A 12,600-nucleotide genomic window follows, 5' to 3' on the forward strand; every position below is an offset into this window, starting at 1 on the left:
GTCAGCGCAGCTCCGTGACGTCCAGCTCCCCGTCCGCGTACTGCTTGCGGATCACCTTCTTGTCGAACTTTCCGACGCTCGTCTTCGGCACCGACTCGACGATCGACCACCGCTCCGGCAGCTGCCACTTCGCGACCGACCGGGAGAGGAAGTCCTTCAGGGCCGCGTAGTCGGCGGTCGAGCCCGGCTTCAGTACGACCGTGGCGAGCGGGCGCTCGCCCCACTTCTCGTCGGGGACCGCGACGACCGCGGCCTCGGCCACCTCGGGGTGCGCCATCAGAGCGTTCTCCAGGTCGACCGAGGAGATCCACTCCCCGCCCGACTTGATGACGTCCTTGGCGCGGTCCGTGAGCGTCAGGAAGCCGTCGGAGCTGATCACCCCGACGTCGCCCGTCCTCAGCCAGCCGTCCTCGCTGAACTTGTCGGCGGGGCGGAAGTCCTCGCCGCCCGCGCCGCCGTAGTACGCGCCCGCGATCCAGGTGCCCCTGACCTCCAGCTCGCCCGCCGACGCGTTGTCCCAGGGCAGGATCTCCCCGCCGGGACCGACCAGCCGCGCCTCCACGCCCGCCGGGAAGCGGCCCTGGGTGACCCGGTACGGCCACTCCTCCTCGGCCGTGAGCCCGGCCGGCGGGTTGGCCATGGTGCCCAGCGGCGACGTCTCCGTCATGCCCCACGCGTGGCAGAGCCGTACGCCCAGCTTGTCGTACGCCTCCATCAGCGAGGGCGGACAGGCCGCGCCGCCGATGGTGACCCGCACCATCGAGGAGAGGTCCCGGGGGCGCGCGGTGACCTCGGCGAGCAGCCCCTGCCAGATGGTCGGCACGGCGGCGGCGTGGGTGGGCTTCTCGCGCTCGATCATCTCGGCGAGCGGCGCGGGCTGCAGGAAGCGGTCCGGCATCAGCATGTCGACGCCGGTCATGAAGGTCGCGTGCGGCAGCCCCCAGGCGTTCACATGGAACTGCGGCACCACGACCAGGGTGGTGTCCTTGTCGGTGAGCCCCATCGACTCGGCCATGTTGACCTGCATCGAGTGCAGATAGACCGAACGGTGCGAGTAGACGACGCCCTTGGGGTCGCCCGTGGTGCCGGAGGTGTAGCACATGGCTGCGGCGGTGCGCTCGTCCAGCTCCGGCCAGTCGTACGAGGTGGGGCGGCCCGCGAGCAGCTCCTCGTACTCGTGCACCTGCGGCCCCGCGCCGTCGATGTCGTCGAGCAGCGAACGGTCGCCGGGCCCGGAGACCACGATGTGCTCGACGGTCGGCAGATGCGGCAGCAGCGGGGCGAGCAGCGGCAGCAGCGAACCGTTGACGATGACCACGCGGTCGGCCGCGTGGTTGACGATCCAGATCAGCTGCTCGGCCGGAAGCCGCAGGTTCAACGTGTGGAGCACCGCGCCCATGGAGGGGATCGCGAGGTACGCCTCGACGTGCTCGGCGTTGTTCCACATCAGGGTGGCGGTCGCCTGGCCGTCCTCGACGCCGAGCTCGCGCAGGGCGTGTGCCAGCTGTGCGGCCCGCCCGCCGATCTCGGCGAAACTGCGGCGCCTTGGCTCCGCCTCGCCGGTCCAGGTCGTGACCTGCGACTTGCCGTGGATCGTGGACCCGTGGGTCAGGATCCGCGAGATCAGCAGCGGTACGTCCTGCATGGTGCTCAGCACGGCGGCCTCCCGGTGGGCGCTACGGTGCGCCACGTGGCGATAGGGGTGTGCCGATTCTGCTCACGTACCGCGCGGTATGTCACTACCCGGAGGTAATGAATCACCCACGAGACCAAGGTCACGCGGTGCGCGGCGCCCCACCGTCCCCTTTCGGCCGCCCGTTACCAGCCGCAGAGGGTTCCGCTCAGCGCACGGGGGCGAGCTCCGGGTCCTCGCGGAGCTTGCCCAGCGCCCGGGAGACCGCGCTCTTCACCGTGCCGACGGAGACCCCCAGCACCTCGGCGGTCTGCGCCTCGCTCAGGTCCTCGTAGTACCGCAGCACCACCATCGCCCGCTGCCGGTCCGGCAGCTTCATCACCGCGCGCCACATCGCGTCGTGCAGCACCTGCTGGTCGGCCGGGTCCGGCTCGGGCACCGTCTCCGGCTCGGGCAGCTCGTCGCAGGCGAACTCGTCCACCTTGCGCTTGCGCCACTGCGAGGTCCGGGTGTTGAGGAGCGCGCGGCGCACATAGCCGTCGAGGGCGCGGTGGTCCTCGATCCGGTCCCAGGCGACGTACGTCTTGGTGAGGGCCGTCTGCAGCAGGTCCTCGGCGTCGCTCGGGTTCGCGGTCAGCGAGCGTGCGGTGCGCAGCAGCACGGGGCCTCGGGCCCGCATGTACGAGGCGAACGACGGGTATGGCGTCGCCGCCCGGGAGGCGCTGTTGCAGACAGGCGTGGTCATACCTCCACGCTAGGAGCGCCCGCTACGCCACGGATCGGCCCCAGGTCGCGAAGCGGGATCCCTCTCAGGTTGTACGGGTAGGGGTGGCTGCACCTCCTGAAGGTGGAGGAGGCCCCGGGGCTCGTCAGGGTTTGAACCGCGCGACCGGCGCGTCCACCGTGTTCCGGTCCACCACGAGCCAGCGCCCGCCGTGCGTCTCGGTCACGTTCCCCGCGTACTGGTGGATACGCCGGTGCGGCCGCCACGCGTCCGCGTGCAGGCTCGGCTCCCCGTACAGGGACGACCTGGAGCCCCACCGCGCGAACCACATCACCGACGGCAGGTCGGACTGCCCGGCCCGCCTGGCCTGCTCCATGTGCCGCACCCCCGAGGCGGCGCTGCTGTAGAACCCGGGCAGAAAGCCCTGCCCGCGCACCTCGCGGTTCCAGGCCCGGACGAACGCCAGCGTGGTCCGCGCGCATGCCGCGTTGTCCGCGTTGTACGCCTCCATGTCCAGATAGAGCGCGCTGCCCTGCCGGATGCCCAGCTTCTCGGCCGCCTCGGCCGCCTGCCTCCCCTCGGTCCGCCCCTGGGTCGCCGAACGGCTGCCCATCCGCACCTTCTGCTTCGCCGCCGACCGCACGCACGGCGACTGCGAGCCGACGAAGATCGGCAGCACCCGCCAGCCCATCCCGTCCACACTCGCCAGCCAGCTCCGGCTGAGGTGCTGCTGGTTCGGGCAGCCGCGCCCGCGCCCTCCGAAGTAGACGCCGACCCCTCGGTACGACGAGGACCGCCAGGCCTTCATCGTCGCCAGCGGTGGCGCCTGGCAGGTGTCGAACGCCGCCCCCTTGAACTGCACGGCCCGCGCCAGCACGGCCGGGCTGTCCACCGCGTCGGCCGGAACGGCGTCCGGCGCGGCGGCAGCGTCGGCGCCCCCGGCGACGACCGAGGAGGCGTCCGGGGCCGTCTCCGGCGCGGTGGCGACGGCCGGGACGTCCGGCACCGGTGCGGCCGACGCGGGTGGGCTCAGCGTGAGCAGAGCGGCGAGCGTGGTGGCCACGGCCAGCGGTGGCGTGACGATGCCCAGGTACCAGGGCCGGATCGATGTGAGGCTGCGCATAAGGCGAGTGAAGGGCCGTCAGGTTGTCTCGGCCACCGCTCGGCCCCGCGCCTCAGCCGTCCGTGGACAAGATCATCCTTCCGGGCACGGACGTTCAGCCGTCCGCGCTCAGCACCAGCCCCGACGTCGGAACACCCGTACCCGCCGTCACCAGCACCCTTCCAGCGCCCGGTATCTGATTGACCGCCAGCCCCCTGACCTGGCGGACCGCTTCCGCTATCCCGTTCATCCCGTGCAGATACGCCTCCCCCAGCTGTCCCCCGTGCGTGTTCAGCGCCAACGCGTCCGCCGCCACAAAATCCGCCGCCTCCCCCGGCCCGCAGAACCCGAACTCCTCCAGTTGCATCAGCACGAACGGGGTGAAGTGGTCGTACAGGATCGCCACGTCGATCTCGGCCGGAGTGAGCCCGGACGTCCGCCAGAGCTGGCGCGCCACCACCCCCATCTCGGGCAACCCGGTCAGACCGTCCCGGTAGAAACTCGTCATCCCCTCCTGTCTGCGGCCCGCCCCCTGCGCGGCCGCGGTGATCACAGCGGGCGGCCGGCGCAGATCCCGGGCCCGCTCGGCCGTCGTGACGACGATCGCCTGGCCACCGTCCGTCTCCTGGCAGCAGTCGAGGAGCCGCAGCGGCTCGACTATCCACCGCGAGGCGGCGTGCTCGGCGAGCGTGATCGGCCTGCCGTAGAAGTACGCCGCCGGGTTGGTCGCCGCATGGCGCCGGTCGACGACGGCCACGTGCCCGAACGCCTCGGGCGTCAGCCCGTACGCGTGCAGATACCGCTGCGCGGCCATCGCGACCCAGGAGGCCGGGGTGAGCAGCCCGAACGGCAGCGACCACCCGAGCGCCGCCCCCTCGGCGGACGGCTCCCGGTGCTGCACCCCGGACCCGAACCGCCGCCCCGAGCGCTCGTTGAACGCCCGGTAGCAGACGACCACTTCCGCCACCCCCGAAGCCACCGCCAGCGCCGCCTGCTGGACGGTCGCGCACGCGGCGCCGCCGCCGTAGTGGATCCGCGAGAAGAACGACAGCTCGCCGATACCCGCCGCCTGCGCCACGGTGATCTCCGGGCTGGTGTCCATGGTGAACGTGACCATGCCGTCGACGTCGTCGGGGGTGAGCCCGGCGTCGTCGAGCGCGGCGCGCACCGCCTCCACCGCCAGCTTCAGCTCGCTGCGGCCCGAGTCCTTGGAGAACTCGGTCGCCCCTATCCCGACGATCGCCGCATTCCCCCCGAGCGAGTCGGCCCGCCGGACGCTCATACCGCCACCTCCCCGGCACCGCTCGCCCCGGCCCGGGGGAGTGCGACCGTCACGGTCCCGGTGACGTGGTGACCCAGCCCGTTCGCCCCCACCACCCGCACCTCGGCCGTGCCCGCCTCCACCACGGTGACCGTGCCCGTCAGAGTCATCGTGTCGCCGGGGTGGTTGGGCGCCCCCAGCCGTATCCGCACCGAGCGCAGCCGCGCCTCGGGGCCGAAGTGATCGGTGATGTACCGCCCGACCAGGCCGTTGGTGGTCAGGATGTTCATGAAGATGTCCGGGGACCCCTTCTCCTTCGCGAGCACCGCGTCGTGGTGCACGTCCTGGTAGTCGCGGGAGGCCACGGCCCCGGCGACTATCAGCGTCCGGGTGATCGGAATCTCCAGCGGTGGCAGCTCGTCCCCCACCTTCATGCCGCGCCCTCCTCTCGCTCCTGCCCGTCGCGCCTGTCCTGCCTGTCCTGCCCGGCTTCTCCCTCCTGCTCGTCCTGCTCGTCGACGATCAATCCGCCCAGCTCGTCCAGCAGTTCCGCGCCGCACCCCAGATAGGCGTCGATCTGGCGGCCCCAGAGGAAGTGCCGATGCACCGGGTGCTCCAGGTCGGCGCCGAGTCCGCCGTGCAGATGCTGACCCGTGTGGACGACCCTTCGGCCCGCCTCGGACGCCCACCAGGCCGCCGTCAGCGCGTGCGTGCGGTACGGCAGCGCCCGGTCGCGCCGCCAGGCCGCCTCGAACGAGGTCACCCGTATCGCCTCGGTCTCCATGTACGCGTCGGCCGCCCGCAGCAGGACCGCCTGGTTGGTGGAGAGCGGCCGCCCGAACTGCTCACGGGTGCCGGTGTACTCCACCGCCCGGGCCAGCGACCCCGCGCACACCCCTGTCTGCAATCCGGCGAAGGCGGTACGCGCGGTCGCCAGCACGTCCTCGTACGCCCCCGGCCCGGGCCCGCCGACCCGCTCGCCCCGCGCTCCCGAGAGCGTGAGCCGCCCGGCCGACCAGGGCGCGGTCGTCTCTACCGGCTCCGTCGCCGTCCCGGGTGCCCCCGTCCGTATCCACCACAGCGCCCGGTCCGCGTCCGGCACCAGGACGTGGGTGGCATCCCGCAGCCAGGGGACCACCGGCACCACTCCGGTCAGCTCCCCTGTCGGCCCTCCGTCCGCCGAGGCCCGTACGCCGCCGTGCGCGGGGAAAGCGCCGGTCGCCACCGCCGTGCCGTCCCGCAGGGCCGGGAGCAGCCGGTCGCGCTGTTCGCCGGAGCCGTGGGCGGCCAGTGCCAGGACTCCGTAGACACAGCTCGCCGCGAAGGGCACCTGGGCGGTGGTCCGCCCCTGTTCCTCCAGGGCGAGGACAAGCCCGAGCAGCCCCGTCTCCTCGACGGCCGCGGGCAGCCCCGCCCCGCACAGGGCTTTCCACAGCTCGGTGTCCGTCCCCGTCCCGGCGGCGGTGAGGCGCTCATGGGTGGAGAGGTCCCCGAAGATCTCCCCGGCCAGCTCACGGACGGCCGACTGCTCCTCGGTGGGGGTGAAGTCCATCAGCCACCCTCACCCCCTCGGAACACCGGCAGCTCCAACTCCTCGTCCACCCGCAGGAATTCGAGCCGCACGGGCATCCCGATCCGCACCTTGTCGTACGGGACCCCCACCACGTTGCTGATCATCCGCACGCCCTCGGCCAGCTCGATCAGCCCCACCGCGTAAGTCCCTGACCCGTCGCCGTCGGGGCCGGTATCGCCTGCGGCGGTGCCTTCTGGAACGGTGAACCCCGGGAAGCGAGGGTGGTGCATCACCACGTACGAGAACACCGTCCCCGCACCGCTCGCCTCCACCGTGTCCCACTCGGCCGCCCCACATCCGTTGCACCCCGGCAGCCAGGGGAAGCGCAGCTCACCGCAGCCGGTGCAGCGCTGGATCAGGAGCTTGTGCGCGGCGACTCCGTCCCAGAACCCGGCGTTGTCCCGGTTGACGACCGGTCTCGGCCGCCGCCCCTGCGGTGCGCGGCGCGCCGGGGCGTACTTGAGGATCCGGAAGCGATGTCTGCCCGCGAGCTTGCCGTTCGCCCGGACGTCCATCCGCGTGGTGATGAAGTGGCCCGTGCCCAGCTTGGTGGTCTTCCGCTCCGAGACCGTCTCGATCACCGAGTCATAGGTGATCCGGTCGCCCGGGCGCAGCTCCCGTACGTACTCCTGCTCGCAGTCGGTGGCGACCACCGAGGTGAAGCCCGCTCCGTCGAGCAGCGCGAACAGTTCGTCATGGGCACCCGAGCGGTCCGAGTGCCCCGAGAGGCCGCCCATCGTCCAGGCCTGGAGCATGGTCGGCGGCGCGATCGCGTCCGGCCCCCGGTAGGCCGGGTTGGTGTCGCCCATCGCCTCGCACCAGTGTCTGATCATCGGCTCGTTGACCAGGTCCTTGCCGACGCCCTCGTTCGCCGCCGACCTCCCCTCGTACGCCTTCAGGCGCCCGTACAACCCGCCTGCGTCCGGGCTCGCGGACGGCGCCTCCACCGCCCGGCGAATGCTCCTCCCCTCCGGGCCTGCACCTGTGGGCGGTGTCTCCGCACCTGCCGCTGGCGCCTCCGGGCTCGCGGACACGTTCTCGCCCACTACCTCCGCCCCCTCTTCATCCCGAGCCGCATCGTCGCGACGATCTCCCGCTGCACCTCGCTCACCCCGCCCCCGAACGTGTTGATCTGTGCCGCCCTGTTCATCCGCTCCAGCTCCCCGTCCCCCACCGCGCCCGGCGAACCCCGCCGCACCAGCGCCGCTTCCCCCGTGATCTCCTGGCACATTCGATACACCTCGACGGCCGATTCGGTTCCCATGAACTTCACGCCGCTCGCGTCGCCGGGGGCCAGCGAACCCGCCCCCACATCCCCCACCAAACGCCAGTTGAGCAGGCGATTCGCCGCCAGCCGGGCATGCGTCTCGGCGATCCTGGAACGCACCCAGGGCTCGTCAACCCTGCGCCGCCCGGTCACCGGATCGGGGGTGCGGGCGCGGGCGAGCGCCGCCTCGTAGAAATCCTCGGCCTGCATGCCGATCGCGGCGAGCGCGACCCGCTCGTGGTTGAGCTGATTGGTGATCAACCCCCAGCCGCCGTTCTCCTCACCGACCAGGTTCCCGGCCGGGACGCGGATCCCGTCGTAGTACGTGGCCGTCGTGGTCAGGCCGCCCACGGTGCGGATCGGCGTCCACGAGAAGCCCGGCGCGTCGGTCGGGACCAGGATGATCGAGATGCCCCGGTGCTTGGGCGCCGACGGGTCCGTGCGGCAGGCGAGCCAGATCCAGTCGGCGTTCTGGGCGTTGGAGGTGAAGATCTTCTGGCCGTCGACCAGCCAGTCACCGCCGTCCCGTACGGCCCGGGTCCGCAGCGAGGCGAGGTCGGTCCCGGCCTCCGGCTCGCTGTAGCCGATGGCGAAGACGAGGTCGCCGGCGAGGATCCGGGGCAGGAAGTACGCCTTCTGCGCCTCGGTCCCGTACCGCATCAGGGTCGGTCCGACGGTGTTCAGCGTGACCATCGAGACGGGGGCGCCCGCGCGGTACGCCTCGTCGAAGAAGACGAACTGCTCGTCGGGACCGCGCCCCTGGCCGCCGTACTCGACGGGCCAGCCGAGCCCCAGCATCCCGTCGGCGCCGATGCGCCGGAGGAGGGCGCGCTGCGCTGCGGGATCGCCGTCCAGCAGTTCCCCGTCCGGCATCAAGGCGCGGAAGTACGCGCGGAGTTCGGCGCGCAGGCGCTGCTGGCGTTCGGTCGGGGCGAGGTGCACGGCGGCGGCCTCCGGAGTCCGGACGTACGCTTACGGATAGGGGTTTCTGACTGTCCGTCAGAAATGCCTGCCCTGTCAATGCTCATGCCGACACGGCCACCGTCACCCGACAGCGACGCCTACGCGCGCGCACGCGCGTCCACCCACCCCCGGACACACAACCGCCCGGGTGGCCGCGCCGCAGCGCCGCCACCCGGGCAGTCGTTCACCCCACTGACCCCGACCCCGAGGGGCCCCGGCTCACCAGAGGTTGGTGAAGTTGACCGACACGTTGTCCTGACGGATGGCCGTGAAGGCGGAGCCGTTCACCTGCGCGGTGTTGCTCTGGTTCGAGGCGCCGGAACCCACCGCCTGCTGCTGCGTGGTGGACGAGTTCCCGTTGTTGTCGTGCCCGACGCCACTCCCGTTGACGGTCGCCACTGCCGCGTTCGATCCGTGGTCCGCGAAGGAGCCGTTGTCCGCAGCGGCCACCCCCGCGAAGAGCCCCACTGCGAGAGGCAGGGCGGCAACGGCGGCCATGACGCGGGCGGTACGGATGTGTGTCATGTCTATTCCTCCAGGAACCAGAAGTACGGCTTGTTCCAGGGAAGTTGGCCGACCGCCCCGGACGCTGTTGCGACGTCGCGAGATCAGAGTTGCCCACCGAATCCCCGCCGAACCAGTCCCATCGACGCCTTTCGCCCGCAAGCGTGAGGACATGTCGATAAACCACTAACACGCCTCCAAAACCCCAGAGCGCTCACGCCGACCCAGATGCACCGCGTCACACACCGGCTCTCACGGGAGGAGAACCGTTTCAGCGTGTTTTCGGCCAATCTTCCGCGCCACTCTCCTGTCACCGAGGTGACGGACGCCCGTACCTCGCCTGCCACACACCCACCTCCTGCCCCGCCCGGGCCCGCATCCGCCCGCCCCAGGCCCTCTCATCCGGTCAGCCCGAGCCCCGTCTGCACCCAATCCCACCACCCCTCCTCGCGACCTCGCCCCGGCGCGAACCCGAACCGTTTCCCGCTTCCCTTTTTCGAACACTCGTACGAACATGGAAGGCATGGCCACCATCGACCGGCATGCCTCCACCCTGGCCCTCGCCCACGCTCTCTCCGTCGCCGAGCGCGGGCTCCCCGTCATTCCGCTGTCCCGTTCGAAGCTCCCAGCGCTGCGCTCGCCGCACCACGACGAGCCGCAGCCCGCGCTCTGCCGGGGCGAGTGCGGGCTGCCGGGGCACGGGGTGCACGACGCGACCACGGATCCGGCGGCCGTACGCGCGCTGTTCGCGGCCGCCCCCTGGGCCACCGGGTACGGCATCGCCTGCGGGCGGCCGCCGCACCACCTCATCGGGATCGACCTGGACACGATGAAGCCGGTTTCACCGGCAGGGACGGCGGGAGGGCCGTCCGTCCCGCCCCAGCGCGAGCCGGAGGCGGTGCGGCCGTCGCCGCCGTCGCCCTTCATGCCGCTCGCCGCCGACCCGCCACCGGAGTCCGTGACGGCCCTCCAACACCTGGCGCTGCGGCATCTGTTCACGATCCCGGAGACCGTCGTGGTGATCACACCGAGCGGTGGGCGGCACATCTGGCTGACCGGTCCGCCCGACCGGGTCGTCCCCAACTCCGCGAGCCGTCTCGCGCCCGGTATCGACGTCCGGGGCGCGGGCGGCTATCTGGTCGGCCCCGGCTCGCTGACCAGCCACGGCGTCTACCGACTCGCCCCGGGAACGGCCCATCTGGCCCCCGCTCCCTGCCCCGACGCGCTCCTCGACCTGCTCACGCCCCCGGCGCGCGCCCATCACCCTCGCGCCTCCGGCACAGACCGGGGCCACGGGCTTGTGCAGTTCGTCCTCGCCGCCCACGAGGGCCAGCGCAACACCCGCCTCTTCTGGGCCGCCTGCCGCGCCTACGAGAACGGCATCGGCGAAGCCCTGGCCGACCGCCTCACCGCCGCCGCGATCCACACCGGCCTCTCCGAGCGCGAGGCCCGGGCGACGATCGCCTCGGCGGCACGGCTGACGACGGCGTACTGAAGGGCGGTTGTACGTACGCAAGGACTACGTAGGGATTCCAGAGCCACAGATCAAAAAGAGGTGCCCCGGACATCCGGGGCACCTCTTTTTTCACGGGCCATACGGCCCGTACACGCGGTGGGTGTGGGATTTGAACCCACGGTGACTCGCGCCACGACGGTTTTCAAGACCGTTCCCTTAGGCCGCTCGGGCAACCCACCCTCGCCCCGGCCGACCGGCGGCGGGGCTGCTACAGCCTAGCGGAGGGGGCCTCGTGGTGCGGAGGCCCGGCCAAGGGGCGGACGGGCCTCCGTCGCGTTGCCGCGTCGGTCAGCTGTCGCCCGTGCGCTCGCCCAGGGTGACCGTGACCGTCGCCTCCTTGCCGTCGCGCTTGTACGTGAGCTGGACCTGGTCGCCCGGCTTGTGCGTCCAGATCTCGCTGATCAGGGTCGGGCCGCTGTCGATCACCGTGTCGCCGAACTTGGTGATGACGTCGCCGGGCTTGAGGCCCGCCTTGTCCGCCGGCCCGCCCGCGACCACGGCCGCGGTGCCGCCGGACGCCTGCTGGGAGATCTTGGCGCCCTGGCCCTTCTCGTCCATGGCGACGGTCGCCCCGATCACCGGGTAGACCGGCTTGCCGGTCTTGATGAGCTGCTCCGCCACGTTCTTCGCCTGGTTGACCGGGATCGCGAAGCCCAGGCCGATCGAGCCCGCCTGCGACTGGCCGAAGCCGCCGCTGCCGGCCGACTGGATGGCCGAGTTGATGCCGATGACCGCGCCGCGCGAATCGAGCAGCGGGCCGCCCGAGTTGCCCGGGTTGATGGAGGCGTCGGTCTGCAGGGCGCTCATGTACGACGCCTTGGAGTTGGCGCCGTCGCTCGACGACACCGGGCGGTTCTTGGCGCTGATGATGCCCGTGGTGACCGTGTTGGAGAGCCCGAAGGGCGCGCCGATCGCGATCGTCGAGTCGCCTACGGCGACCTGGTCCGAGTTGCCGAGGGCGAGCGGAACCAGGTTGGACGGGGCGCTCTTGAGCTTGATGACGGCCACGTCGTAGCCCTGTGCCCGGCCGACCACCTCGGCGTCGTACTTCTTGCCGTTGGAGAACGTCGCCGTCAGCCTGCCGCTGTTGGCGGCGGAGGCCACCACGTGGTTGTTGGTGACGATGTGGCCCTCGCGGTCGTAGACGAAGCCGGTGCCGGTGCCGCCCTCGCCGTCGCTGCCCTCCGCCTGGATCGTCACGACGCTCGGCAGCGCCTTCGCGGCGACCGCCGCGACCGTGCCCGGGTCGCGCTTGAAGTCCTTCGGGGTGTCGGACGCCGAGACCGTGGTGGAGCCGCCGGAGCTGTCCTCGCGGTCCGCCGCCCAGTAGCCGATGGCACCGCCGACGCCGCCCGCGACCAGCGCGGCCACCAGGACGGCCGCGGCCAGGCCGCCGCGACGGCGCGGGCGCTGCGGCTCGGGCACGGGCGCGCCCCAGACCGGGCCGCCGCCTCCGCCGCCGTACGCGGGCAGCGCAGGCGGGGGCGTCGGCCAGCCGCCGACGGGCGCCTGCGCGTGCGTGACGGGCGCCCCGCCGTACGGATCGGCGTGCACCGGGCCGCCGGGCAGCGGCGCGGTGACGGGCTCGTGCGCCTCGGGCGCGGGCTGGTGGTGCGTGGAGGCCGTCTCCTGTACGGAGGCCGACTCCGACCCACTCGCCGCCTCCGGAGCGGCCGTCGGCTCCGGCGTCGCGTGCGTGGCCGGAGGCTCGGCCGTCAGGGACTTGGCCGTCGCCTCGGCCTGCGGAGCGGCGGGCTCGGCCGCCGGGGCCGGCGCCGCGGCCTCCTCAGACGTCACGGGAGGGGCGGGAGGCGCGGGCGGTGCTGACGACGGGGCAGGCGGGACGGCCGGGACCGCGGTGCCCTCGTTCTCGGTGCTCACAGCTCTCTCTCCTCGGTTCCACTCAGTCTCGGGGTCGGTATGTTTCGACTTGGGGACGCGACACCGACCATGGTGCGTCAGGGGTCCGACAATCGCGTATCGCACGGTGCGGACGTGTGCACATGTCAGGGCTCAGCTTTTCCCACAAGCTGTCAGGCCACTGTAAGCAGGAGCTG

The 12,600-nt window shown here is 71.9% G+C and carries 11 protein-coding genes and 1 tRNA gene; 1 reads left to right on the forward strand and 11 read right to left on the reverse strand.

What is annotated here, in order from left to right; genetic code table 11:
• Position 1: 1 nt before the first annotated feature.
• From IE252_RS26480 to IE252_RS26520, 9 genes are all read right to left on the reverse strand, one after another.
• On the reverse strand, positions 2 to 1,657 hold the full coding sequence (locus IE252_RS26480) for a long-chain fatty acid--CoA ligase (RefSeq protein ID WP_190092148.1): 1,656 nt from the start codon (positions 1,655 to 1,657) through the stop codon (positions 2 to 4).
• Positions 1,658 to 1,841: 184 nt separating this feature from the next.
• Positions 1,842 to 2,378 carry a SigE family RNA polymerase sigma factor gene (locus tag IE252_RS26485; protein ID WP_101389237.1) on the reverse strand — a complete coding sequence of 179 codons (537 nt, stop codon included), beginning with the start codon at positions 2,376 to 2,378 and terminating at the stop codon, positions 1,842 to 1,844.
• Positions 2,379 to 2,502: 124 nt separating this feature from the next.
• Positions 2,503 to 3,480 carry a DUF1906 domain-containing protein gene (locus tag IE252_RS26490; protein WP_190091973.1) on the reverse strand — a complete coding sequence of 326 codons (978 nt, stop codon included), beginning with the start codon at positions 3,478 to 3,480 and terminating at the stop codon, positions 2,503 to 2,505.
• Between the two features lie 94 nt (positions 3,481 to 3,574).
• The gene (locus IE252_RS26495) at positions 3,575 to 4,741 is read right to left on the reverse strand and encodes a lipid-transfer protein (protein ID WP_190091974.1); all 1,167 of its coding nucleotides are present in this window, start codon (positions 4,739 to 4,741) and stop codon (positions 3,575 to 3,577) included.
• Entirely contained in the window at positions 4,738 to 5,154 is a 417-nt protein-coding gene (locus IE252_RS26500; protein WP_190091975.1) for a MaoC family dehydratase, read from the reverse strand. Before IE252_RS26500 ends, IE252_RS26495 begins: the two co-directional genes overlap by 4 nt.
• Positions 5,151 to 6,272, reverse strand: a complete 1,122-nt coding sequence (locus tag IE252_RS26505; RefSeq protein ID WP_190091976.1) for an acyl-CoA dehydrogenase family protein — start codon at positions 6,270 to 6,272, stop codon at positions 5,151 to 5,153. The genes IE252_RS26500 and IE252_RS26505 overlap by 4 nt, the downstream gene beginning before the upstream one ends.
• Positions 6,272 to 7,252 (reverse strand): bifunctional MaoC family dehydratase N-terminal/OB-fold nucleic acid binding domain-containing protein, encoded by a 981-nt coding sequence (locus IE252_RS26510; RefSeq protein ID WP_190092149.1) that lies wholly within the window; start codon positions 7,250 to 7,252, stop codon positions 6,272 to 6,274. Before IE252_RS26510 ends, IE252_RS26505 begins: the two co-directional genes overlap by 1 nt.
• 86 nt (positions 7,253 to 7,338) lie before the next feature.
• Positions 7,339 to 8,502 carry an acyl-CoA dehydrogenase family protein gene (locus IE252_RS26515; protein WP_190091977.1) on the reverse strand — a complete coding sequence of 388 codons (1,164 nt, stop codon included), beginning with the start codon at positions 8,500 to 8,502 and terminating at the stop codon, positions 7,339 to 7,341.
• A 240-nt stretch (positions 8,503 to 8,742) separates the two neighbouring features.
• Entirely contained in the window at positions 8,743 to 9,048 is a 306-nt protein-coding gene (locus tag IE252_RS26520; protein ID WP_190091978.1) for a hypothetical protein, read from the reverse strand.
• A 502-nt stretch (positions 9,049 to 9,550) separates the two neighbouring features.
• Here IE252_RS26520 and IE252_RS26525 point away from each other — a divergent pair.
• On the forward strand, positions 9,551 to 10,522 hold the full coding sequence (locus IE252_RS26525; protein WP_190091979.1) for a bifunctional DNA primase/polymerase: 972 nt from the start codon (positions 9,551 to 9,553) through the stop codon (positions 10,520 to 10,522).
• A gap of 115 nt (positions 10,523 to 10,637) precedes the next feature.
• On the opposite strand, the gene IE252_RS26530 is transcribed toward IE252_RS26525, so the two are convergent.
• Together IE252_RS26530 and IE252_RS26535 are read right to left on the reverse strand one after the other, a co-directional pair.
• A tRNA-Ser gene (locus IE252_RS26530) sits at positions 10,638 to 10,722 on the reverse strand.
• Positions 10,723 to 10,831: 109 nt separating this feature from the next.
• Entirely contained in the window at positions 10,832 to 12,424 is a 1,593-nt protein-coding gene (locus tag IE252_RS26535; RefSeq protein ID WP_190091980.1) for a trypsin-like peptidase domain-containing protein, read from the reverse strand.
• Between the last annotated feature and the right edge of the window lie 176 nt (positions 12,425 to 12,600).

Origin of the sequence: Streptomyces melanogenes, from assembly GCF_014649795.1 — a bacterium.
GTDB classification, from domain to species: domain Bacteria; phylum Actinomycetota; class Actinomycetes; order Streptomycetales; family Streptomycetaceae; genus Streptomyces; species Streptomyces noboritoensis.